We start from the raw sequence: 21,179 nt of genomic DNA, 5'->3' as shown, positions 1-21,179 counted from the left end.
CTCCCGCGCGCTCCTCAGTCCAGAAACCGGCGCGCCCCTCCGGCTCGCTCGGGGTTTCCCGTTCAGCCGTGCGGGGCGGGGTCAGCCCTCGATGGGCTCGGAGGTCAGCAGGCCCTCGGCGACCTCGCGCAGGGCGATGGACAGCGGCTTCTCCTGGGCGTGGGTCTCCACGAGGGGGCCGACGTACTCCAGCAGGCCCTCGCCGAGCTGGGAGTAGTAGGCGTTGATCTGGCGCGCCCGCTTCGCCCCCATGATCACAAGGCTGTACTTGCTGTCGACGATGTCGAGGAGCGAGTCGATCGACGGGTTGGTGATGCCTTCCGCGTAGGCGGCGCTGCTTGCCACGTCAGTGATTCCCCTAGCTAGGTGAGTGTCCCAGCAAGGTTATCAGCCGGTGGCACACGTCATTGACCGACGTGTTGACGAGGGTGAGGTCGAACTCCTTCTCCGCCGCCATCTCGACGAGCCCCGCCTCAAGACGGCGGGCGATCACGTCGGGAGGCTCGGTGCCGCGGCCGCGCAGCCGCCGCTCCAGCTCCTCCCAGGTCGGCGGGGCCAGGAACACCAGCAGGGCCTCGGGCATGGTCCTGCGCACCTGCCTGGCGCCCTGCAGGTCGATCTCCAGCAGAGTCGGGACGCCCGCCGCCAGCTTCTCCAGCACCGGACGCCTGGGCGTGCCGTACCGGTTGCCGGCGAACTCGGCCCACTCGAGAAGCTCGCCGGAGGCGACGAGCAGGTCGAACTCGTCGTTGCCGGCGAAGAAGTACTCCACGCCGTGCGTCTCCCCCGGACGGGGCTTCCGGGTTGTCACCGAGACCGACAGCCACACCTCCGGGTGGGACCGCCGGAGCTCGGCGACGACCGTGGACTTGCCCACACCCGACGGACCGGACAGGACCGTCAGGCGCGGGCGGGGCGTGGAGTCACCTCCGCGTGCCCGGGACCCGCTGCAGGTGGCCGCCTCATGGGCCCGATCTCCAGCGGACCAGGACGTGTCGGTCACTCCGTACCCCCGTGAACTCGTTCGTACGCCGCCGAGATCAGCTCTCGGCGCCGCCGAACTCGCGCTCCAGGGAGGCGCGCTGGTTGGCGCCGAGACCCCGCACGCGGCGGGATTCGGCGATACCAAGGCGCTCCATGAGCTGCTTGGCGCGGACCTTGCCGACGCCAGGGAGCGACTCCAGCAGAGCCGAGACCTTCATCTTGCCGATGACGTCGTCGGTCTGCCCATCCTTCAGCACCTCAGCCAGAGAAACCGCGCCGTGCTTGAGACGGTTCTTGACCTCGGCACGCTCCTTGCGTGCCTTGGCGGCCTTCTCAAGAGCTGCGGTGCGCTGCTCGGGGGTCAAGGGAGGAAGAGCCACGCCGGGTCACCTCGAATTTCATGTCGATGTACTCGGACGATGGGGGAAACTAGCTGGTCTTGGCCGTAACGGCAACGTCAAGAGACGGTTCTTGGACCATAAAATCAATTTTACTACTTCCAGTATTGGAAAAGTTACTCTATGTAGATCAAAACCGCCTCAGCAGGCCCGGAACCGGATGACGCTTGGTGACGGGCCCGATGAGACGTTCAGGGACTTTCAGGGGTGCCCGGGGTGCTCAGGGGGTCCCCACGGGGCGCACGCGGCGCAGCGCGGCGGCGATCGCGGCGGCGGCGGCGCCGGGGTCGGGCGCCCCGGTGATGGGACGCCCGATCACGAGGAGGTCGGCCCCCTGGGCGACCGCGTCCTCGGGGGTGGCCACCCTCGCCTGGTCCTGGGTCCCGGTGCCCGCGGGCCGTACGCCGGGGGTGATGAGCGTGATCCCGGGACCGACCTCGGCCCGCACGGCGGCGACCTCGCGGGGCGAGCAGACGAGGGCCTGCGCCCCCGCTCCGACGGCCACGGCGGCCATACGGCGCGCGGCGTCGGCCGGGGGTCCCTGGATGCCCACCTCGCGGAGATCGGCCTCGGAGAGCGACGTCAGGAGCGTCACGGCCGCGATGCGCGTGCCGGGGGACGCCTCGACGGCCGCCCGGACCATGGCGGGACCCCCTGCGGCGTGCACGGTCAGGTAGGTGGGCTTCAGCCGGGCGACGGCCCGGGCGGCGGCGCCCACGGTGTTCGGGATGTCGTGCAGCTTCAGGTCCAGGAAGACCTGCACGCCGCTCGCGCCGCGCACCGAGGCGATCACGTCGGGCCCGTACCGCAGGTAAAGTTCCAGTCCCACCTTCACCGTGGAGACGTGCGGGGTGACCAGGCCGGCCCAGCGGGCCGCGGTCTCCAGGTCGGGCGCGTCCAGGGCGACGGCGATGGGGGCGGGCGTGATCAAAGCGAACTCTCCTCGAGATCCGTGCGTGTGCGTGGTTGCGCGCCCGCCGGGCGGTGGGCCAGGCCCACGGCATCGGCGAGGCGGTCGAACCCGCGCGCCTGCAGAAGCTCCTCAAGCTCCCTGAGGACGCGCGGGCAGGCGTAGGGGTCGTGGAACAGGGCCGTGCCCACCGCGACGGCGCAGGCGCCCGCCAGGACGAGCTCAAGGGCGTCCCTGCCGGTCGTCACGCCGCCCATGCCCACGATCGGCACCCCGGGCAGCGCCGCGTGCACCTGCCACACGCAGCGCACCGCCAGGGGCCGTACGGCGGGGCCGGACAGTCCCCCGGTGCCGGCCGCGAGCGCGGGCCGCATCGTGTCCACGTCGATGCTCATCCCGACCGGCGTGTTGATCATCGCGAGGGCGTCGGCGCCGCCGTCCACGCAGGCGCGCGCGACCGCGACGACGTCGGCCACGTCCGGCGACAGCTTGGCGATCACCGGCACGTCGTACGGCGTGGCCGCGCGCACCGAGGCCACGACCTCCGCGGCGGCCGAGCCCTCGCGGGCGAACACCCTGCCGCGGTCCTCGACGTTCGGGCACGAGAGGTTGACCTCGACGGCGGTGACGCCGGTGACCTCGGCCAGGCGCCGTGCCAGCGCCGTGTACTCGGTCACGGTGCCGCCGCCGATCGACACGACCGTGCGGGCGCCCCGCTCGGCCAGCCAGGGCAGCTCGCGCTCCAGGAAAGCCTCGACGCCGGGGCCCTGGAGACCCACGGCGTTCAGCAGCCCGGAGGGGGTCTCGGCCATCCGCGGCGTCGGCCGTCCCGCGCGCGGGGCCATGGTGATCGACCGGGTGACGAACGCGCCCAGCCGGTGGACGTCGGAGAACTGGGCGAGCTCACGGCCGGTCCCGCCGCAGCCGGAGGCGGTCAGGATCGGGTTGGGCAGTTCCACGTGCGCCAGATAGGTCCGGAGGTCGGCCGTCACCGCCGGCGCCCCCGCCCCGGCTCAGGCATGCCGTCCGCCTGGCGCGCCGAGCGCGTCGAACGGGATCGTTCCGACGTCGTCGAACCGCACGCGCTCGCCGCGGAACACCGGCCCGTCGGCGCACGCGCGGACCATCCGGGTCACGCCGTCGTCGCCGATGATCGGCACCACGCACGTCATGCAGACGCCGATGCCGCACGCCATCCGCTCCTCCACGGCGACCTGCACCGGGATGCCGAACTCGGCCGCGACCGCGGTGACGCCGCGCAGCGTCTCCATCGGGCCGCAGGCGTAGACGACGTCGGCCCGCGCGTCGGCGATGACCCCGGGCAGCACGTCGGTCACCCTGCCGCGCATGCCGAGCGAGCCGTCCGCGGTGGTCAGCGTGGTCGTCTCGCCCATCCGGCGGGCCCGCAGGGCGCCGAAGACCCGGTCGGCCGACGACGCCCCGAGCACGAAGTCGATCCGGCAGCCCCGCTGCTGCAGCCCGTCGCCCAGCGCGAACAGCGCCGCCGAGCCGTGCTCGTCGCCCACCAGCACGCAGGTGCAGGGATCGCGGGGCAGCGGGAAGGGCCGGCCCAGCGGGCCGACCAGGTCGAGCGTGTCGCGCGCCCTGAGGTCGGCGAGCCAGGCCGTCCCCGCGCCGCGCACGCCGAAGACGAGCTCCACCGTGCCACCGTAGTCCGGCTTCACGTCGTGGACGGTGAAGGCCCGCCGGGTGAGCATCGAGGTGTTCCGGCCGCCCACGGCGACCGTGACGAAGTGGCCGGGCCGGAACCGGTCGGCGATGCCCGGAGCGACGACGGTGAGCGCATGGTAGGCGTCCACCCTGCGCGTCGTCAGCACCGTGCCTGTGACCTGAACCGGACTCCCGGTCACTCCCTGCTCCTTTGCGCTCGTGGCGCGCTCCGCTGTCCCGGGCTAGTCTCGCAGCCTCCTGGCGTGTTCCTGGAGGGAACACACGTCGATGTCGCCCCGGACGATGTGCTGGATGCCCTGGACGGCGGCGGCCAGGCCCTGAACGGTGGTGATGCAGGCGATGCCGCGGTTGACGGCGGCGGTGCGGATCTCGTAGCCGTCCAGGCGCGGCCCGGACTGGCCGGGGCTGCCGAACGGGGTGTTCACGATGAGATCCACCTCCCCGTCGAGGATGCGCCGCACGATCGTCGGCTCGCCGCCGGGGCCCGTCCCGTCGCTCTGCTTGCGCACGACCCTGGCACGGACGCCGTTGCGGCGCAGCACCTCCGCGGTGCCCTCCGTGGCGAGGATCTCGAACCCGAGGTCCGCCAGCGCCTTGACGGGGAAGATCGCGGCCCGCTTGTCCTTGTTCGCCACCGAGACGAACGCCCGGCCCTTGGTGGGCAGCGCGCCGTACGCGGCCGACTGCGACTTGGCGTAGGCCGTGCCGAAGAACTCGTCGATTCCCATGACCTCGCCGGTCGAGCGCATCTCCGGCCCGAGGACGATGTCGACGCCGCGGAACCGGTTGAACGGCAGCACCGCCTCCTTGACCGCGACCGGCGCGTCCAGCGGCAGCGTGCCGCCGTCGTAGCCGTCCGGCAGCATGCCCTCGGCGCGCAGCTCGGCGATCGTGGCGCCCATCGTCAGGCGCGCCGCGGCCTTGGCCAGCGGCACCGCCGTCGCCTTTGACACGAACGGCACCGTACGGCTGGCCCTGGGGTTGGCCTCCAGGACGTAGAGCACGTTGGCGGCCAGCGCGTACTGGACGTTCAGCAGGCCGCGCACGCCGACGCCGCGGGCGATGGCCTCGGTGGCGGCGCGGATCCGCTTGACGTCGTAGCCGCCCAGCGTGATCGGGGGCAGCGCGCACGCCGAGTCGCCGGAGTGGATGCCGGCCTCCTCGATGTGCTCCATGACGCCGCCGAGGTAGAGCTCCTCGCCGTCGAACAGCGCGTCCACGTCGATCTCGATGGCGTCGTCGAGGAACCGGTCGATCAGCACCGGGTGCTCCGAGGCCGCTCTGGCCATGTAGGTCGCGAGCGTGTCCTCGTCGTACACGATGGCCATGCCGGCCCCGCCGAGGACGTACGACGGCCGTACGAGCACGGGGTAGCCGATTTCCTCGGCGACCGCCCTGGCCTCGTCCACGGTCGTCGCGGTGCCGTGCTTGGGCGCGGTCAGCCCGGCCTCGGCGAGGACCCGGCCGAACGCGCCGCGGTCCTCGGCGAGGTGGATCGACTCGGGCGAGGTGCCGACCACCGGCACCCCGGCGTCCTTGAGCGCCTGGGCGAGCCCGAGCGGCGTCTGGCCGCCGAGCTGGACGACCACCCCCGCGACCGGCCCGGTCTCCTGCTCGGCGTGCACGACCTCCAGCACGTCCTCCAGCGTGAGCGGCTCGAAGTAGAGCCGGTCGGAGGTGTCGTAGTCGGTCGAGACGGTCTCGGGGTTGCAGTTGACCATCACGGTCTCGTAGCCGGCCTTGGCCAGCTCGAACGACGCGTGGACACAGGCGTAGTCGAACTCGATGCCCTGGCCGATGCGGTTGGGCCCGCTGCCCAGGATGATCACCTTGGGCCGGTCCCCCACCGGCACCTCGGTCTCCTCGTCGTACGTGGAGTAGAGGTACGGCGTGCGCGCGGCGAACTCGGCGGCGCAGGTGTCCACGGTGTTGTAGACGGGCCGCAGGCCCAGCTCGTAGCGGGCCGAGCGCACCTCGGCCTCCGCCACGCCGAGGATCTCGGCGATCTGCGCGTCGCTGAAGCCGTGCCGCTTGGCCGTCTCCAGGGTGGGCCGGTCGAGCGCGGCGATCGACCGGGCGACCTCGTCGATCGCGAAGAGCTGGTCGACGAACCACGGGTCGACCGAGGTGGCCTCGTGGACCTGCTCGGGGGTGGCGCCCGCCCTGATGGCCTGCTGCATCGTGCGCAGCCGCCCGTCGTGGGGGCGACGGCAGGCCTCCAGGAGCGCGTCCAGGCCGCCGGGCTCGCCGGCCCAGGTGAACGACGACCCCTTCTTCTCCAGCGACCGCAGCGCCTTCTGCAGCGCCTCGGGGAACGAACGGCCGATCGCCATCGCCTCGCCGACCGACTTCATGTGGGTGGTCAGCGTCTGGTCGGCCCCGGCGAACTTCTCGAACGCGAACCTCGGCACCTTGACCACGATGTAGTCGAGCGACGGCTCGAACGACGCCGGGGTCTCCTTGGTGATGTCGTTGGGGATCTCGTCGAGCGTGTAGCCGATCGCGAGCTTGGCGGCGATCTTGGCGATCGGGAAGCCGGTGGCCTTCGACGCCAGCGCCGACGACCGCGACACGCGCGGGTTCATCTCGATGACGATCATCCGGCCGGTCGCCGGGTCGACCGCGAACTGGATGTTGCAGCCCCCGGTGTCGACGCCGACCTCGCGGATGACCGCGATCGCGACGTCGCGCATGTTCTGGTACTCGCGGTCGGTCAGCGTCAGCGCGGGCGCCACGGTCACGCTGTCGCCGGTGTGGACGCCCATCGGGTCGATGTTCTCGATGGAGCACACGATGACCACGTTGTCGGCCCGGTCGCGCATGACCTCCAGCTCGTACTCCTTCCAGCCGAGGATCGACTCCTCCAGGAGCACCTCGGTGGTCGGGGACGCGTCGAGGCCGGCGCCCGCGATGCGGTGCAGCTCCTCCTCGTCGTGGGCGAAGCCGGACCCGGCGCCGCCCATCGTGAAGCTGGGGCGGACGACGACCGGGTAGCCCAGCTCGCCGGCCGCGCGCAGGCAGTCGTCCATCGTGTGGCAGATCGCGCTGCGCGCCGACTCGGCGTTGAGGCCGTGCTCGGCGGCCACCTTCGCGACGATCTCCTTGAACCGCTCGCGGTTCTCCCCCGCCTGGATGGCGTCGATGTCGGCGCCGATCAGCTCGACGCCGTACTTGCCGAGGACGCCCGCCTCGTGCAGCGCCACAGCCGTGTTCAGCGCCGTCTGGCCGCCCAGCGTGGGCAGCAGCGCGTCGGGCCGCTCCTTGGCGATGATCTTCTCGACGATGTCCGGCGTGATCGGCTCGACGTAGGTGGCGTCGGCGAACTCGGGGTCCGTCATGATCGTGGCCGGGTTGCTGTTGACCAGGACGACCCGGAAGCCCTCGCTGCGCAGGACCCGGCAGGCCTGGGTGCCCGAGTAGTCGAACTCGCACGCCTGCCCGATGACGATCGGACCGGAGCCGATCACCATGACGGACCTGATGTCCGTACGCTTAGGCACCCTCGGCCCCCTTCTTCTTGTCCATCAGGTCACAGAACTCGTCGAACAGGTACGCGGCGTCGTGCGGGCCGGCCGCCGCCTCGGGGTGGTACTGGACGCTGAACGCCGGACGGTCCAGCAGGCGCAGCCCCTCCACGCAGTCGTCGTTGAGGTTGACGTGGCTGACCTCCGCCGCGCCGTACGGCGTCTCGAAGGGCCCGTCGAGCGGCGCCCGCACGGCGAAGCCGTGGTTGTGCGCGGAGATCTCGACCTTGCCGGTCCTGCGGTCCTGCACGGGCTGGTTCACGCCGCGGTGGCCGTACCGCAGCTTGTAGGTGCCGAGGCCGAGCGCCCGGCCAAGGATCTGGTTGCCGAAGCAGATGCCGAAGAACGGCACGCTCGCGTCCAGCACCTCGCGCAGCGACTCGACCGCGTACCCGGCCGCGGCGGGGTCGCCGGGGCCGTTGGAGAAGAAGACGCCGTCGGGGCCGAGGGCGAGGATGTCGGCGGCGCCGGCGGTGGCGGGCAGTACGTGCACCTCGCAGCCCCGCTCGGCCATCCGCTCGGGGGTCATCGCCTTGATGCCGAGGTCGACCGCGGCGACGGTGAAGCGTTTGCGCCCGCGTGCGGGCACGACGTACGGCTCGGGCGTGCTGACCTCACGGGCGAGGTCGGCGCCCTCCATGCCGGGCGAGCGCCGCACGCGCTCGACCAGTTCGGCGACGTCGCCGCCCTCGCTGAAGACGCCGGCGCGCATCGCGCCGCGCTCGCGCAGGTGGCGGGTGAGGGCCCGGGTGCCGGACATGGCGATGCCGACGACGCCCTGCTCGCGCAGGTAGTCGTCGAGCGTCCGGCGGGAGCGCCAGTTCGACGGGATCCGCGACGGCTCGCGCACCACGTAGCCCGCGACCCAGACGCGGCGGGACTCGGGGTCCTCGTCGTTCACGCCGGTGTTGCCGATGTGGGGGGCGGTCATCGCCACGATCTGGCGGTGGTAGGAGGGGTCGGTGAGAGTCTCCTGGTAGCCGGTCATGCCGGTGTTGAAGACCATCTCGCCGAACGTCTCGCCCACGGCGCCGTACGGCGTTCCCTCGAAGACGCGTCCGTCCTCGAGAACCAGCAGGGCTGTCATACGAGCTTCCCTTCGAGAACGGTGGGGCGGCCGCGCAGGAACGTGGCGACCACGCGGCCGGGCAGGGTCATCCCCTCGTACGGGGTGTTCCGGCTCTTCGACGCCATCGCGCCGGGGTCGACGGGCCGCCGGACCGACGGGTCGTACAGGGTGACGTTGGCGGGCGCGCCGGGCTCGATGGGCCGGCCGTGCCCGGCCAGGCGGCCGATCCTGGCCGGGCGCGCGGACATGCGGTCGGCGACGCCGGCCCAGTCGAGCAGCCCGGTCTCGACCATGGCCTCCTGGACCACCGGCAGGGCGGTCTCCAGGCCGATCATGCCCATGGCCGCCGCGGCCCACTCGGTCTCCTTGTCCTCGACCGGGTGGGGGGCGTGGTCGGTGGCCACGCAGTCGATCGTGCCGTCGGCGAGGGCCTCGCGCAGCGCCCGCACGTCCTCGGCGGTGCGCAGCGGCGGGTTCACCTTGTAGATCGGGTTGTACGGCCCGAGCGGCGAGGTCTCGGCGCGGGAGTCGGTCAGCAGCAGGTGGTGCGGGGTGACCTCGGCGGTCACGTCCCAGCCCTTCGACTTGGCCCATCGGATGATCTCGACGGAGCCCGCGGTGGAGACGTGGCAGACGTGCAGCCGGGAGCCGACGTGCGCGGCGAGCAGGCAGTCGCGCGCGATGATCGCCTCCTCCGCGACGGCCGGCCAGCCGGTGAGGCCGAGCCGGGCCGACACCTCGCCCTCGTTGAGCTGGGCGCCCTCGGTCAGCCTGGGCTCCTGGGCGTGCTGGGCGACCACGCCGTCGAACGCCTTGACGTACTCCAGCGCCCGGCGCATCAGCACCGCGTCCGACACGCACCTGCCGTCGTCGGAGAAGACCCGCACGCGGGCCGCGGAGTCGGCCATCGCGCCGAGTTCGGCGAGCTGGCGGCCCTCCAGGCCGGAGGTCACCGCGCCGACGGGCTGGACGTCGCAGTGGCCGGACTCCTGGCCGAGCCGCCAGACCTGCTCGACCACCCCGGCGGTGTCGGCCACCGGGGAGGTGTTGGCCATCGCGTGGACGGCGGTGTATCCGCCGCGCGCCGCGGCCTGGGTGCCGGTCTCGACGGTCTCGGCGTCCTCCCGGCCGGGCTCGCGCAGATGGGTGTGCAGGTCGACCAGGCCGGGCAGGGCGACCAGCCCGGAGGCGTCGACCGTCTGGTCCGCGCCCGCGCCCGCGAGGTCGCCGATCTCGGCCACGACGCCGTCGCGCAGCAGGATGTCGCGCGGGGCGCCGCCCAGGATGCGGGCGCCCCTGATGAGGATGGTGGTCACAGCTCCCTCGTGAAGGTCGTACGCGCTCATTCGGCGCCTCCGATGGCGGGCTCGGAACCGCCGAGCAGCAGATAGAGGACGGCCATGCGGACCGTCACGCCGTTGCCGACCTGCTCGACGATCGTCGAGCGCGGCGAGTCGGCGACCTCCGCGGAGATCTCCATGCCGCGGTTCATCGGCCCGGGGTGCATGACGATCGCTTCGTCGTGCAGGCGGGCGAAGCGGTCGCGGTCGAGGCCGTAGCGGCGGCTGTACTCCCGCGCCGAGGGGAAGTAGGCCGCGTTCATCCGTTCGAGCTGGACCCGCAGCATCATCACGACGTCCGACTTCGGCAGCACCGCGTCGAGGTCGTAGGAGACCTGGCAGGGCCAGCTCGCGACCGCCACCGGCAGCAGGGTCGGCGGCGCGACCAGCGTGACCTCCGCGCCGAGCGTGTGCAGCAGCAGCACGTTCGAGCGGGCGACCCGGCTGTGCAGCACGTCGCCGACGATCGAGATCTTCAGTCCGTCGAGCCGGCCGAGCCTGCGGCGGATGCTGAAGGCGTCGAGCAGCGCCTGCGTCGGGTGCTCGTGGGTGCCGTCGCCGGCGTTCACCACGCTGCCGCGCACCCAGTTGGCCAGGCGGTGCGGCGCGCCCGAGGCGCTGTGCCGGATCACCACGGCGTCGGCGCCCATGGCCTCCAGGGTGAGCGCGGTGTCCTTCAGCGACTCGCCCTTGGACACGCTCGACCCCTTGGCCGAGAAATTGATCACATCGGCCGACAGGCGCTTGGCCGCGGCCTCGAAAGAGATGCGGGTCCGGGTGGAGTCCTCGAAGAAGAGGTTCACCACCGTCCGGCCGCGCAGCGTCGGCAGCTTCTTGATCGACCGCTGCGAGACCCGGGCCAGCTCCTCCGCCGTGTCGAGGATGAGGAGGGCGTCGTCGCGGCTGAGGTCGCCGGTCGAGAGCAGGTGCGACTTCATCGGTCGTCCCCCTTGATGAGCACGACCGCGTCGCGCCCGTCCGTCTCCTGCAGGAAGACCTTGACCTTCTCGCTCTTGGAGGTCGGCAGGTTCTTGCCGACGTAGTCGGCGCGGATCGGCAGCTCCCGGTGGCCGCGGTCCACCAGCGTCGCGAGCTGGACCGCCCGGGGCCTGCCGACGTCGTTCAGCGCGTCGAGCGCGGCGCGCACCGTGCGCCCGGAGAAGAGGACGTCGTCCACGAGGACGACGGTCCTGCCGTCCACGCCGTCCGGGGGGAGCTCGGTGCGGCCGAGCGGGCGCGCCGGACGCAGGCGCAGGTCGTCGCGGTACATCGTGATGTCGATCGCGCCGACGGGAACCTTGATCCCCTCGAACTGCGCGATCCGGCCGGCGATCCGGTGAGCCAGGGTGGCGCCACGGGTGGGGATGCCGAGCAGGACGACGCTCCCGGCGCCTCTCGTCCGCTCCAGGATCTCGTGCGCGATCCGCGTGAGCGCCCGGTGGATGTCGGGCCCCTCCAGGACGGCACGGGCCTGATTTTGGGCATCGGACATGAAAAAGTCACCACCTTTCCCGCCTCACGGGACGGGTCTTAAAAGGGTGTCAGGTCTGCATAGAGTATCAGGGCCCTCCGTCATCCCCCCTCCCGCCAGGGGTGATGCGCCGGGAGGGCGGCGCCCGCCCCCGGCCTCCGAGGGATCGGAAGCCACATCACATCGGGTGTCGGGGATTTCGGTGAGAGCACTGTTTGGCGCTCTTTTTTCCAATCAGCTTGACCTTTGGGAGTGTCGGCTTTACCGTCACTGTCCGTAACCACAACACGCGACCTTCCTGGGTAAAACCCGACGCAGCGGTCACCGAAGGTACCGGGCCCAGTGCCACTCCCCGGTGCCAGCCCCGGTGTTCGGAACGCTTAGGACAAGGACGCACAATCAAGTGAGAAGAGACATAGAAAGCCGGGGGCCACACGATGCCGTCTGACTACGCCAAGTCGCTGGGCGCGCGCCTGCGCGCCATCCGGACCCAGCAGGGGTTGTCCCTGCACGGTGTCGAAGAGAAGTCCCGCGGCCGGTGGAAGGCCGTCGTCGTGGGCTCCTATGAGCGGGGCGACCGTGCGGTGACCGTGCAGAAGCTCGCCGAGCTCGCGGACTTCTACGGGGTGCCGGTCTCCGAGTTGCTGCCGGGCGGGGCCGCTCCCAGCCCGCTCGCGCCGGCTCCCAAGCTGGTCATCGACCTGGAGCGGCTGTCGCAGCTGCCGAAGGACAAGGCCGGTCCGCTGGCCCGCTATGCGGCCACGATCCAGAGCCAGCGTGGTGACTACAACGGCAAGGTGCTGTCCATCCGGCAGGAGGACCTGCGCTCGCTGGCGGTCATCTACGACAAGTCGCCCGTCGAGCTGACCGAGGAGTTCATCAACTGGGGCGTGCTCGACGCCGAGGCCCGCCGCGCCGTCGAGTCCTTCTGACCACTCCTGCCGACCGTTCCTTCCGGCCGCCGGGCCGCCGCGGCGGCCCCCGTCGGTCCTCCGCGCGCCGGGGAGCCGCGCCACGAGTGATTCCTGTCATACGGGGATAGGACAGGACATGACTTTTTTTGTGGGCTCGGAGGTGGGCAGGCTCCGCCAGGTCCTGGTCGACATCCCCGAACTGGCGCTCAAGCGGCTCACGCCCGGCAACAAGGACGGCCTGCTCTTCGACGACGTGCTCTGGGTGCACCGCGCGCTGGAGGAGCACCGGGAGTGGTGCGAGGTGCTCACCGCGCGCGGCGTCAGGGTGCACCACCTCGGCGACCTCCTGCGGGAGGTGATCGAGGTCCCCGACGCGCGCAAGCACATCCTCGACGGCAGCGTCGACGAGCACTGGTTCGGCCCGCTGGCCGGCGACGCGATCCGCAACACGCTGGACGCCCTCGACGGCGCCGCGCTCGCGCCGTACCTGACCGGCGGGATCACCAAGCGCGAGATCAGGGAGCTGGGCTGCGACCCGGGGTCCGTCGTCTTCCACGCGCTCGGCCCGGACGACTTCGTCCTCCCGCCGCTGCCGAACCACCTGTTCGCCCGCGACACCTCCTGCTGGGTGTACGGCGGGGTGTCGATCAACGCGATGCGCAAGAAGGCGCGCAGGCGCGAGACCCTCAACTACGAGGCGGTCTACCGGTGGCACCCGATGTTCGCCCCGGGCTACGGCGACCCGTCCGGCGGGGGGTTCGACGTCTGGTACGACGGCACCCGCATGGCCCCGGCGACCATCGAGGGCGGCGACGTGCTGGTGCTCGGCGACGGCGTCGTGCTCGTCGGGATGAGCGAGCGCACCCAGCCGCAGGCGGTGGAGATGCTGGCGACGAACCTCTTCCGCGCGGGCGCGGCGACTCGCATCGTGGCGCTCGACCTCCCCAAGACCCGCGCGTTCATGCACCTCGACACCGTGATGACCAATGTCGACGTGGGGGTGTTCACGAAGTACGCCGGGCTCGGCATGCTGCCCTCGTACACGGTGGAGCCGGGCGACACCGACAAGGAGCTGAAGGTCGTCGACCATCCGCCCGAGGACATGCACCGGGCGATCGCGCGAGCCCTCGGCCTGGACGACATCAAGGTCCTCACGCCGACGCAGGACGTGCACGCGGCCGAGCGCGAGCAGTGGGACGACGGCTGCAACGTGCTGGCCTTGGAGCCGGGAGTGGTCGTCGCCTACGAGCGCAACACCACGACCAACAACCACCTGCGCAGGCACGGCATCGAGGTCATCCCGATCCGCGGCAGCGAACTCGGCCGGGGACGGGGCGGGCCCCGCTGCATGAGCTGCCCGCTGGAGCGCGATCCGGCCTGACGCCGTCAGCCGGCCATCGGGAGGGTGGGGCGGCCGGGCAGGCCGAGGATCGACTCGACCTCGCCGACGAACCTGTCCGCCTCCGCTATGATCTCGTCTGCGTCGTTCTGAGTGACGGCCCGGACCATTCCGGCCTCGACCGCCGCTCGCTTGGTCGCGCTCACCGCGAAGTAGGCCGCCCAGTCCGCGAGCTTCGGCTCGGCCTCGGGAAGCAGCTCCCAGGCGCTGCGCAGCCGCCGCCTGCGGCCGTCCATCGGACGGGGGCGCGCGGCGAGGATCCCGGCGGCCGCGCGCAGCGCCGCGAGATGGGCCGACACGTAGCGGTCCGCGGGCGTGGTCCCGACGGTGGCGTCCGCGAGGCACGCCCTGGCGTCCGCGAGACGCGCCAGGACCGCCTGCGGAAGCCGGGGCCCGGTCCGCTGGTCGCCGTTCTCTTCAGTCATGCCCGCCTCCTTGAGTCGTGGCATCCGGCGAACTCCGCCGGTGACTTCACAGTCGCAGAAAGCACCGACAATTTCGCTCGGCCGCGTAATCCCGGGCACCACCGGGACCACACGCTTTCTCACGCTCCCGTGGGCGGCCGGACGAGGAGCTTCCCCTCTCCCCGTCCGGCCCACGCCGCGGGCCGTGCCGCATCCGTCTCCGCCGACGACGTAGGCACGGATCCGACGGTGTGGGCACAGGCCGCGAGTCCCGCGCCCACTCCATCGAACATAGATTCGACCATGGCCGCTGTCAAGGCTGTCAACGAACAAGGGTTCGAGGACTGGCGGGGGCACGTACGACGAAGGGCCCCACGCGAAAACGTCGCGCGGGGCCCTCCCATCAGCGGGCTACCGCCGGAAAGCGCCTCTGACGTGCACGGGGACACCTTTGCCGAGCATGCCCGGCAGGATCTCGGCGACGTTCATCGGCAGCCGCACGCAGCCGTGCGACGCCGGATAGAGCGGCACCGACAGCGCGCCGTGGAGGGCGATGCCGCCGTTGAAGAAGATCGGGTTGTAGAGCTGCCCCAGGTAGGACCGGTGCCAGCCCCTGGCCCGCCACGTGGTCGCGTAGTCGCCGGTCGGCGTGCGGGCGCTACCGGAGAACACCTGCCTCTTGCCGTTCCACACGGCGTACTCGGTGTAGGGGACGCCGCTGCCGCTGGAGATGTGGCTGATGAGCATCGGGACGCCCGCGCGATACAGAACCATCACCTGTTTGGTCAGGTCCACCTCGACCCGGGTGGCCCTGCCCCGGGGCACGAGGACCCTGGGCGCGCGGGGGTTCTCCAGCGCCCTCCAGGTGCGGGCGGCGACCGTGCCGGTCGGCTTGATCCCCTGCACCTTCTGGAACGCCCAGAGCGCCGTCAGCGTGGCCCCGCCGTAGCGGCCGTCGGCACTGCCGGGCACGTAGCCGAGTTCCCTGAGCCGCGCCTGCAGCGCCTTCACCGCGTCGCCCTTGGCGCCGAGCCTGAGCGTCTTCCCCGGCGCCTCGAACGGCGGGTATCCGGCCCGTCCGGGCAGGACTCCCCGCGCCCCGGCCGCCGTCGCCGTGAGCGCCGGCGCCCCGGCCGCCGACGCCGCACCGGCGAGCCCGGCCCTCGCGTACGTCACGGCTCCCGCCGGAACCGCGGCGGCCCGCGCCGGGCCGGCGACCCCGGCCGTCGCGAAGGTCACAGCCCCCACGGCGGCGAGCATGGCCACGGCCGGCCGCCGTCGACCTCTCATCATGACCAACCCCTCATAAGCCTGATTCCGAACAAAGGACTCACCTTACGGTGCGATTGCGAGCCGTGTGATCACAAGTGGCGATAATCGGCCGCGTCTGTCCTGGCAATCCGTTTAGAGTGGCCGGGTGCCGGAAAAGTTGCATCCCAACGTCGTCCGAGTCGAGCAGGCCCTGCGGGACCGGCAGGTGACCGGCGAGGTCGTCGTGCTGGACGACGCCGCGCCGACGGCCGCCACGGCGGCGGCCCGGCTCGGCTGCGAGATCGGCGCGATCGCCAACAGCCTGATCTTCGACGCGGATGGCGCGCCGCTGCTGGTGCTGACCAGCGGGGCCCATCGCGTGAACACCGACCTGATCGCGCGGCTCGTCGGAGCCGCGAAGGTGCGCAGGGCCGCGCCGGAGTTCGTCCGGGAGCACACCGGGCAGCCCATCGGCGGCGTGGCCCCGGTCGGGCACCCCGCGCCCGTGCGGACGCTGGTGGACACCTGGCTGGGCAAGCACGAGGTCGTGTGGGCCGCCGCCGGGCATCCCCACTCGGTCTTCCCCACCTCGTTCGACGAGCTCGTACGGATCACCGGGGGCACGCCCGCCGAGGTCGGATGACCTCCGCGACCGGCCTCGGGCCGCTTTGCTAGTGTGCGACGGGTGATCCGACTGCGCCGGGTGGGGCCCGACACGTTCAGGGCGGTGCTGGACACCGTGCTGGAGATCTACACGGACGCCATGCGTCCGCCGTCGGACCAGCTCGCGGGCCGCATGGCGATAATGCGCAACCACGCCGCCTATCCCGGCTTCGCCTGCGTACTCGCCGAGGACCCGCAGGGCCTGGGCGTCGCCGGCTTCGCGTACGGCTTCCACGGCGGCCCCGGACAGTGGTGGCACGACGTCGTCCGCGGGGGCCTGCAGGACCGGGCGGGCCCGGTGGTGGCCGACGAGTGGTTCGGCGACGCCCTGGAGATCGCCGAGATCCACGTGCGCCCCGAGTACCAGGGCAAGGGCGTCGGGCGGCGCATGATCCACGCGCTGTGCGAGGGCCGCCCGGAGCGCACCGCCGTGCTGTCCACGCACGACGCCCCCACGGCCGCCCGCCATCTCTACCGCGATGTGGGCTTCGCCGATCTGATGACCCGGTTCGTCTTCCCGGGCGGCTACGAGGAGTACGTCATCGCCGGAGTGCGGCTGCCGTTGCCCGGCCCCGCGCCGCTTCACGAGGACTGAGCGGGCGCGGGCGGGACGGGCGAACGGGTCAGCCGGCGACGGCCGGCACGCCGTGCAGCGCCTGGAACACCTCGCGGGTCGCGCTCGACCGGTTGAAGGTGATGAAGTGGATGCCGGGGGCGCCCTCGTCCAGGAGCGTCCGGCACATCGCGGCGGCGTGCTCGATCCCCAGGCGGCGGACCGCCACCGGATCGTCGGCGACCGCCGCGAACCGCTCGGCCACCTCCGGCGGGAACGGCGCGCCGGACAGCTGCTCGGACCTGGCGATCGTGCTCATCTGCGTCACGGGCATGACGCCCGGGATGATCGGCGTGTCGCACCCCTGGGCCGCCACGCGGTCGCGCAGCCGCAGGTAGTCCTCCGCGCGGAAGAACATCTGGGTGATCGCGTAGTCGGCGCCGGCCCGGCACTTCCGCACGAAGTAGCTCGTGTCCGACTCGATCGTGGCCGACCTCGGGTGCTTGTACGGGAAGGCCGCCACCCCCACGCAGAAGTCGCCCGCCTGGCGGATCAGCCGCACCAGGTCCTCGGCGTACAGGACGCCCTCGGGGTGCCTGACCCACTCGTCCAGCGGGTTGCCGCCGCGCGGGTCGCCGCGCACGGCGAGGATGTTGCGCACCCCGGCGTCGGCGAACCGGCCGACGAGGTGGCGCAGCTCACGGATCGAGTGGTCGACGGCGGTGAAGTGGGCCACGGGCGTCAGCGTCGTCTCGTGGGCCAGCCGCTCGACGATGTCCACGGTGCGGTCACGGGTCGAGCCGCCGGCGCCGTAGGTGACGGAGACGAACGTCGGCCGCAGCGCCTCCAGCTCGCGGATCGCGCGCCACAGCTGGCGCTCCCCCTCGTCGGTCTTGGGCGGCATGAACTCGAACGAGAACGAGCGCTCGCCCGCGGCCAGCAGTTCGCGGACCGTCGGGACGCGATCTGGGAGCCGCGAGGGCAGACCGAGAGCCATACGGGAAAGATTACCGCGCGGGCCACTCCCCGGCCTCCGCGGTCTCGCCATGTGGACTGGGCCGCTGGGCCGCTGGGCCGCTGGCGGAGCATGCGGACGTTTTGACCTAACAGCGCGAGCTGACCAATTTAGAGGGGATCTGCGCTGTGATGTCGGGATCTGCCCCGGTTACCCTCTGAGGCATGACCACTTCCGCCGCCACGCTCGACCACATCCGTACGGAGGTGGACCGCGTTCTCCGGGAATTCCTCGACCGGCAGCGCCCCCACTTCGAGGACCCGCACCTGGCCGTCCTGCTCTCCGCCGCGGAGGACTTCCTCGCCGGTGGAAAGCGACTGCGTCCCGCCTTCTGCCACTGGGGGTGGCGTGCCGGCGGCGGCGGCGACGAGCCGGGCCTGCCCTTCGCCGCCGCGTCGCTGGAGCTGCTCCAGGCCAGTGCGCTGATCCACGACGACGTCATGGACGCGAGCGACGTGCGCCGCGGCATGCCCTCGGCACACCGGCGCTTCGAGCGCATGCACGCGGACGCGGGCTGGCACGGGTCGGCGCGGCAGTTCGGCGAGGGCTCGGCCGTGCTGCTGGGCAACCTGCTGCTGGTGTGGTCCGGCGAGATGTGGCGCTGCAGCGGCCTCGACCCCCGGGCGATCGCCGCGGCCCAGCCCCTGCACGACTACATGCTCACCGAGCTGATGTGCGGGCAGTATCTCGACCTGCTGGAGCAGGCGCAGGGCGAGAGCACCTTCGACAGCGCTCTGCGAGTGGCCCTTTACAAGAGCGGTAAGTATTCCGTCGAGCAGCCGCTGCGCCTCGGGCTCGTGCTCGCCGCCCAGGCCCGGCACGCCTGGATCGACCGCCTGTGCGTGCAGTACGGCCAGCGGGTGGGCATCGCCTTCCAGCTCCGCGACGACATCCTCGGCGTGTTCGGCGACCCGGCCGAGACCGGCAAGCCCGCCGGGGACGACCTGCGCGAAGGCAAGCGGACCGTGCTCATCGCGCGGGCGCTCGCCGGGGCCACCCCCGCCCAGCAGGACGTCGTACGGACCCTGCTGGGCGACCCGGGGCTCGACGCCGACGGGGTCGGGCGGCTGCGCACGGTGATCGAGGAGACCGGCGCGCTGACGGACTGCGAGGACATGATCAAGCGCTATCTGGACGAGGCGATGCACGCCCTCGAACAGGCGCCGATCGAGGAGGACGCCCGCGCCGCGCTGGCCGCCCTGGCCGTCGCCGCCACCTCCCGCCGCACCTGACGACGCCCCCACCGGGCCCGCCGTTCCCGTCCGGGACCGGCGGGGGCCGGCTCACAGCGGGACGGCCGACAGGCGCGCCTTGAGAGCCGCGGCGGCGGCACCGGGGTCCTCGGCCTCGGTGACGGCCCTGACGACCACCGCCCGGCGCACGCCGTGCGCCATCACCTCGTCGAGGTTGTCCGGGCCGATGCCGCCGATGCCGAACCACGGCCGGCCCGCGCCCAGGCTCGCGGCGTGCTCCAGCAGCGCGGGGCCGGGCGCCGGACGGCCCGGCTTGGTCGGCGTGGGCCACACCGGCCCGCAGCAGAAGTAGTCCACGCCCGGCTCCACCGCGGCGGCCGACGCCTCGGCCGCCGAGTGGGTCGACCTGCCGACAAGCACGTCCGAGCCCAGGATCTCCCGGGCCACGGGGACCGGGAGGTCGTCCTGACCGAGGTGCAGGATGTCCGGCCGGGCGGCGTACGCGACGTCCGCCCGGTCGTTGACCGCCAGCAGCGCGCCGTGCCGGTCGCAGGCCGCGCGGAACACCTCGAGCAGGCCCAGCTCCTCGCGGGCCTCGAGGCCCTTCTCCCGCAACTGGACGATGTCCACGCCGCCGGCCAGGGCCGCGTCGAGGAAGTCCTCGAGGTCGCCGCGGTCCCTCCTGCCGTCGGTGCAGAGGTAGAGCCTGGCCTGCGCGAGCCGTCGCCGGGTGTCGTTCACCCGGCCAACAATGCCATGCGGCGGCGGTCAGAAGCCCAGCGCCTGGGCCCTGCGCTTGACCTCGGTGTGCCGGCCCTTGACGATCGCGTCGATCGGCGCCCCCGGCAGCGAGTCGTCGGGGGTGAACAACCAGCGGATCGACTCCACCTCGTCGTACCCGGCGTCGGAGAGGACGGTGAGCGTGCCGGGCAGGCCCTTGAGCACCTCACCGTGGGCGACGAACACCGACGGGATCTGCGGCTGGCCGCCGCCCCGCCGGACGCCGACGAGCTTCTTGTCCTTCAGGAGTTGCTTGGTGCGGCCGATGCTGAGCCCCAGCTTCTCGGCGGCCTGCGGAAGTGGGAGCCACTCCCCGACGAGCTGGTCGGTCTCCCGGTCTATCTGCGCAACAGTAAGCGTCACGGAACCACCATTACCACATGCGAGCCTCCGGGAAACACCTCGACTACGTCATAATGCAGTCGCGGAGCGGCACGGCCGGATCGGCCACCCGCCGGGGGTCGAGCCTCCGGCCGGCCTCCACCAGGCGGCGGCCCTGCACCACGTCGCGCGGCCGGTCCACGGTGAACACCGCGGCGAGCCGGTCCTCCGGGGTCAGCCAGCACACCGCCCACTTCCCGTCGGCCCGCGGGTCGCCGCGCAGCAGCACCCGGTCGTCCGGGGTCGGGTGTCCGGCGAACTGCAGCATGTGATCGAACTGCTCCGACCAGAAGTACGGCACGGGGTCGTAGACCGCCTCATCGCCCAGCAGCGTGGCGGCGGCCGTGTCGGGGGCCTGGAGCGCGGTGTCCCAGTGCTCGACCCGCAGCCGGGTGCCGAACCTGCGCGACCACCAGTTGGCGCAGTCGCCCACCGCGACCACGTTCGGCAGCGACGTGCGCAGGTGCTCGTCGACGACCACGCCGTCGTCGAGCCGTACGGCCGAGCCCTTGAGCCAGTCGACCGAGGGGCGCACCCCGACGCCGGAGACCACCACGTCGGCGGGCACCCGCGCGCCGGACATGAGCGTGAGCCCGTCGGCGTCCACCGTCCCGACCATCGCGCCGAGGCGCAGCTCGACGCCGGCCCGGGCGTACCAGCCGATCGTGTGGCAGCCGACCGCCGGGCCGACCGCGGCGGCGAGCGGGCTCTCCCCCGCCTCCACCACGGTCACCGCGCACCCCGCTTTGGCCGCCGCGGTCGCGACCTCGGCGCCGATCCAGCCGGCGCCGACGACGGCCACGCGGGCGCCGGGCACCAGCCGCTCGCGCAGCGCGAGCGCGTCGTCGATCGTGCGCAGCACATGCTGGTGGCCCTCGCCCCGCAGCCGGACCGGGGTCGCTCCGGTGGCGATGACCAGGCCGTCGTACTCCAGCTCTCCCTCGGTCGTCTCCAGCACGCCGTCCCGCAGTCCCTTGGCGGCCGTGCCGAGGCACAGCCGCACGTCCATGGCGTCGAGATCGGAGTCGACCACGGTGGAGTCGGCGTCGCCGAGCAGCACCGTCTTCGAGAGCGGCGGGCGGTCATAGGGGCGATGGTGTTCCTCGCCGATGAGCGTGATGCGCCCGGTGAACCCCCGGGACCTCAGCGCCTCGATGCTTCGCACGCCGGCCAGGCCGGCACCCACCACCACGACGTGATCCACGCCTTGACCATAGATTGTCAACAGGGGACCTGGC

General features: G+C 72.1%; 22 protein-coding genes. 5 read left to right on the top strand and 17 right to left on the bottom strand.

What is annotated here, in order from left to right; all coding sequences use genetic code 11:
- Positions 1-81: 81 nt before the first annotated feature.
- The 11 genes from rpoZ to pyrR form a co-directional block, all read right to left on the bottom strand.
- A complete protein-coding gene (gene rpoZ, locus OG344_RS21325; protein ID WP_117408572.1) occupies positions 82-345 on the bottom strand; it encodes a DNA-directed RNA polymerase subunit omega in 264 nt (87 codons plus the stop codon).
- Between the two features lie 13 nt (positions 346-358).
- Entirely contained in the window at positions 359-904 is a 546-nt protein-coding gene (gene gmk, locus OG344_RS21320; RefSeq protein ID WP_405089133.1) for a guanylate kinase, read from the bottom strand.
- A gap of 136 nt (positions 905-1,040) precedes the next feature.
- Positions 1,041-1,364, bottom strand: a complete 324-nt coding sequence (gene mihF, locus OG344_RS21315; RefSeq protein WP_405084585.1) for an integration host factor, actinobacterial type — start codon at positions 1,362-1,364, stop codon at positions 1,041-1,043.
- Between the two features lie 238 nt (positions 1,365-1,602).
- Positions 1,603-2,310, bottom strand: a complete 708-nt coding sequence (pyrF, locus tag OG344_RS21310; RefSeq protein WP_405089132.1) for an orotidine-5'-phosphate decarboxylase — start codon at positions 2,308-2,310, stop codon at positions 1,603-1,605.
- Positions 2,310-3,284, bottom strand: a complete 975-nt coding sequence (locus OG344_RS21305; protein ID WP_327045074.1) for a dihydroorotate dehydrogenase — start codon at positions 3,282-3,284, stop codon at positions 2,310-2,312. Before OG344_RS21305 ends, pyrF begins: the two co-directional genes overlap by 1 nt.
- Positions 3,285-3,305: 21 nt before the next feature.
- The gene (locus OG344_RS21300; protein ID WP_327045073.1) at positions 3,306-4,163 is read right to left on the bottom strand and encodes a dihydroorotate dehydrogenase electron transfer subunit; all 858 of its coding nucleotides are present in this window, start codon (positions 4,161-4,163) and stop codon (positions 3,306-3,308) included.
- A gap of 42 nt (positions 4,164-4,205) precedes the next feature.
- Positions 4,206-7,484 carry a carbamoyl-phosphate synthase large subunit gene (gene carB, locus OG344_RS21295; RefSeq protein ID WP_405084584.1) on the bottom strand — a complete coding sequence of 1,093 codons (3,279 nt, stop codon included), beginning with the start codon at positions 7,482-7,484 and terminating at the stop codon, positions 4,206-4,208.
- Positions 7,477-8,595, bottom strand: coding sequence for a glutamine-hydrolyzing carbamoyl-phosphate synthase small subunit (gene carA, locus OG344_RS21290; protein WP_327045071.1), 1,119 nt, complete (start codon positions 8,593-8,595; stop codon positions 7,477-7,479). Before carA ends, carB begins: the two co-directional genes overlap by 8 nt.
- Entirely contained in the window at positions 8,592-9,893 is a 1,302-nt protein-coding gene (locus tag OG344_RS21285) for a dihydroorotase (RefSeq protein WP_327045070.1), read from the bottom strand. Before OG344_RS21285 ends, carA begins: the two co-directional genes overlap by 4 nt.
- 26 nt (positions 9,894-9,919) lie before the next feature.
- A complete protein-coding gene (locus tag OG344_RS21280) occupies positions 9,920-10,855 on the bottom strand; it encodes an aspartate carbamoyltransferase catalytic subunit (RefSeq protein WP_405084583.1) in 936 nt (311 codons plus the stop codon).
- A complete protein-coding gene (pyrR, locus tag OG344_RS21275; protein WP_327045068.1) occupies positions 10,852-11,409 on the bottom strand; it encodes a bifunctional pyr operon transcriptional regulator/uracil phosphoribosyltransferase PyrR in 558 nt (185 codons plus the stop codon). Before pyrR ends, OG344_RS21280 begins: the two co-directional genes overlap by 4 nt.
- A gap of 416 nt (positions 11,410-11,825) precedes the next feature.
- On the opposite strand from pyrR, the gene OG344_RS21270 reads away from it, so the two are divergent.
- Both OG344_RS21270 and OG344_RS21265 read left to right on the top strand, forming a co-directional pair.
- Positions 11,826-12,320 carry a transcriptional regulator gene (locus OG344_RS21270; RefSeq protein WP_117408562.1) on the top strand — a complete coding sequence of 165 codons (495 nt, stop codon included), beginning with the start codon at positions 11,826-11,828 and terminating at the stop codon, positions 12,318-12,320.
- A gap of 118 nt (positions 12,321-12,438) precedes the next feature.
- Positions 12,439-13,683, top strand: a complete 1,245-nt coding sequence (locus OG344_RS21265) for an arginine deiminase (RefSeq protein WP_405084582.1) — start codon at positions 12,439-12,441, stop codon at positions 13,681-13,683.
- A 5-nt stretch (positions 13,684-13,688) separates the two neighbouring features.
- On the opposite strand, the gene OG344_RS21260 is transcribed toward OG344_RS21265, so the two are convergent.
- Both OG344_RS21260 and OG344_RS21255 read right to left on the bottom strand, forming a co-directional pair.
- Positions 13,689-14,126 carry an SAV_6107 family HEPN domain-containing protein gene (locus OG344_RS21260; protein ID WP_327045066.1) on the bottom strand — a complete coding sequence of 146 codons (438 nt, stop codon included), beginning with the start codon at positions 14,124-14,126 and terminating at the stop codon, positions 13,689-13,691.
- Positions 14,127-14,516: 390 nt separating this feature from the next.
- A complete protein-coding gene (locus OG344_RS21255; RefSeq protein ID WP_405084581.1) occupies positions 14,517-15,398 on the bottom strand; it encodes a peptidoglycan-binding protein in 882 nt (293 codons plus the stop codon).
- Positions 15,399-15,522: 124 nt separating this feature from the next.
- Between OG344_RS21255 and OG344_RS21250 the strand changes: the two genes are divergently transcribed.
- Positions 15,523-15,999, top strand: a complete 477-nt coding sequence (locus OG344_RS21250) for a YbaK/EbsC family protein (protein ID WP_405084580.1) — start codon at positions 15,523-15,525, stop codon at positions 15,997-15,999.
- 42 nt (positions 16,000-16,041) lie between these two features.
- Positions 16,042-16,614 (top strand): GNAT family N-acetyltransferase, encoded by a 573-nt coding sequence (locus OG344_RS21245; RefSeq protein ID WP_327045063.1) that lies wholly within the window; start codon positions 16,042-16,044, stop codon positions 16,612-16,614.
- A 28-nt stretch (positions 16,615-16,642) separates the two neighbouring features.
- On the opposite strand, the gene metF is transcribed toward OG344_RS21245, so the two are convergent.
- The gene (gene metF, locus OG344_RS21240) at positions 16,643-17,569 is read right to left on the bottom strand and encodes a methylenetetrahydrofolate reductase [NAD(P)H] (protein WP_327045062.1); all 927 of its coding nucleotides are present in this window, start codon (positions 17,567-17,569) and stop codon (positions 16,643-16,645) included.
- Positions 17,570-17,751: 182 nt separating this feature from the next.
- Between metF and OG344_RS21235 the strand changes: the two genes are divergently transcribed.
- Positions 17,752-18,819: a polyprenyl synthetase family protein gene (locus OG344_RS21235; RefSeq protein WP_405084579.1), complete on the top strand. Its 1,068-nt coding sequence runs from the start codon at positions 17,752-17,754 to the stop codon at positions 18,817-18,819.
- 51 nt (positions 18,820-18,870) lie between these two features.
- On the opposite strand, the gene thiE is transcribed toward OG344_RS21235, so the two are convergent.
- The 3 genes from thiE to OG344_RS21220 are packed head-to-tail and all read right to left on the bottom strand — an operon-like array spanning position 18,871 to position 21,145.
- A complete protein-coding gene (gene thiE, locus OG344_RS21230) occupies positions 18,871-19,521 on the bottom strand; it encodes a thiamine phosphate synthase (RefSeq protein ID WP_405084578.1) in 651 nt (216 codons plus the stop codon).
- A gap of 27 nt (positions 19,522-19,548) precedes the next feature.
- Positions 19,549-19,923 (bottom strand): Rv2175c family DNA-binding protein, encoded by a 375-nt coding sequence (locus tag OG344_RS21225; RefSeq protein ID WP_405084577.1) that lies wholly within the window; start codon positions 19,921-19,923, stop codon positions 19,549-19,551.
- A gap of 43 nt (positions 19,924-19,966) precedes the next feature.
- On the bottom strand, positions 19,967-21,145 hold the full coding sequence (locus OG344_RS21220) for an NAD(P)/FAD-dependent oxidoreductase (protein WP_405084576.1): 1,179 nt from the start codon (positions 21,143-21,145) through the stop codon (positions 19,967-19,969).
- Between the last annotated feature and the right edge of the window lie 34 nt (positions 21,146-21,179).

Origin of the sequence: Microbispora sp. NBC_01389 (assembly GCF_045040095.1) — a bacterium.
GTDB lineage: Bacteria > Actinomycetota > Actinomycetes > Streptosporangiales > Streptosporangiaceae > Microbispora.
Note: the sequence above shows the minus strand (reverse complement) of the source record. Positions and strands in the feature narration are given on the sequence as shown.

Excerpts from the sequence above, each read along its gene's own strand:
- OG344_RS21270 (WP_117408562.1), top strand. The coding sequence starts at position 11,826 with ATGCCGTCTGACTACGCCAAGTCGCTGGGCGCGCGCCTGCGCGCCATC.
- carA (WP_327045071.1), bottom strand. The coding sequence starts at position 8,595 with ATGACAGCCCTGCTGGTTCTCGAGGACGGACGCGTCTTCGAGGGAACG.
- OG344_RS21260 (WP_327045066.1), bottom strand. The coding sequence starts at position 14,126 with ATGACTGAAGAGAACGGCGACCAGCGGACCGGGCCCCGGCTTCCGCAG.
- metF (WP_327045062.1), bottom strand. The coding sequence starts at position 17,569 with ATGGCTCTCGGTCTGCCCTCGCGGCTCCCAGATCGCGTCCCGACGGTC.
- OG344_RS21265 (WP_405084582.1), top strand. The coding sequence starts at position 12,439 with ATGACTTTTTTTGTGGGCTCGGAGGTGGGCAGGCTCCGCCAGGTCCTG.
- OG344_RS21255 (WP_405084581.1), bottom strand. The coding sequence starts at position 15,398 with ATGATGAGAGGTCGACGGCGGCCGGCCGTGGCCATGCTCGCCGCCGTG.
- pyrR (WP_327045068.1), bottom strand. The coding sequence starts at position 11,409 with ATGTCCGATGCCCAAAATCAGGCCCGTGCCGTCCTGGAGGGGCCCGAC.
- OG344_RS21280 (WP_405084583.1), bottom strand. The coding sequence starts at position 10,855 with ATGAAGTCGCACCTGCTCTCGACCGGCGACCTCAGCCGCGACGACGCC.
- OG344_RS21235 (WP_405084579.1), top strand. The coding sequence starts at position 17,752 with ATGACCACTTCCGCCGCCACGCTCGACCACATCCGTACGGAGGTGGAC.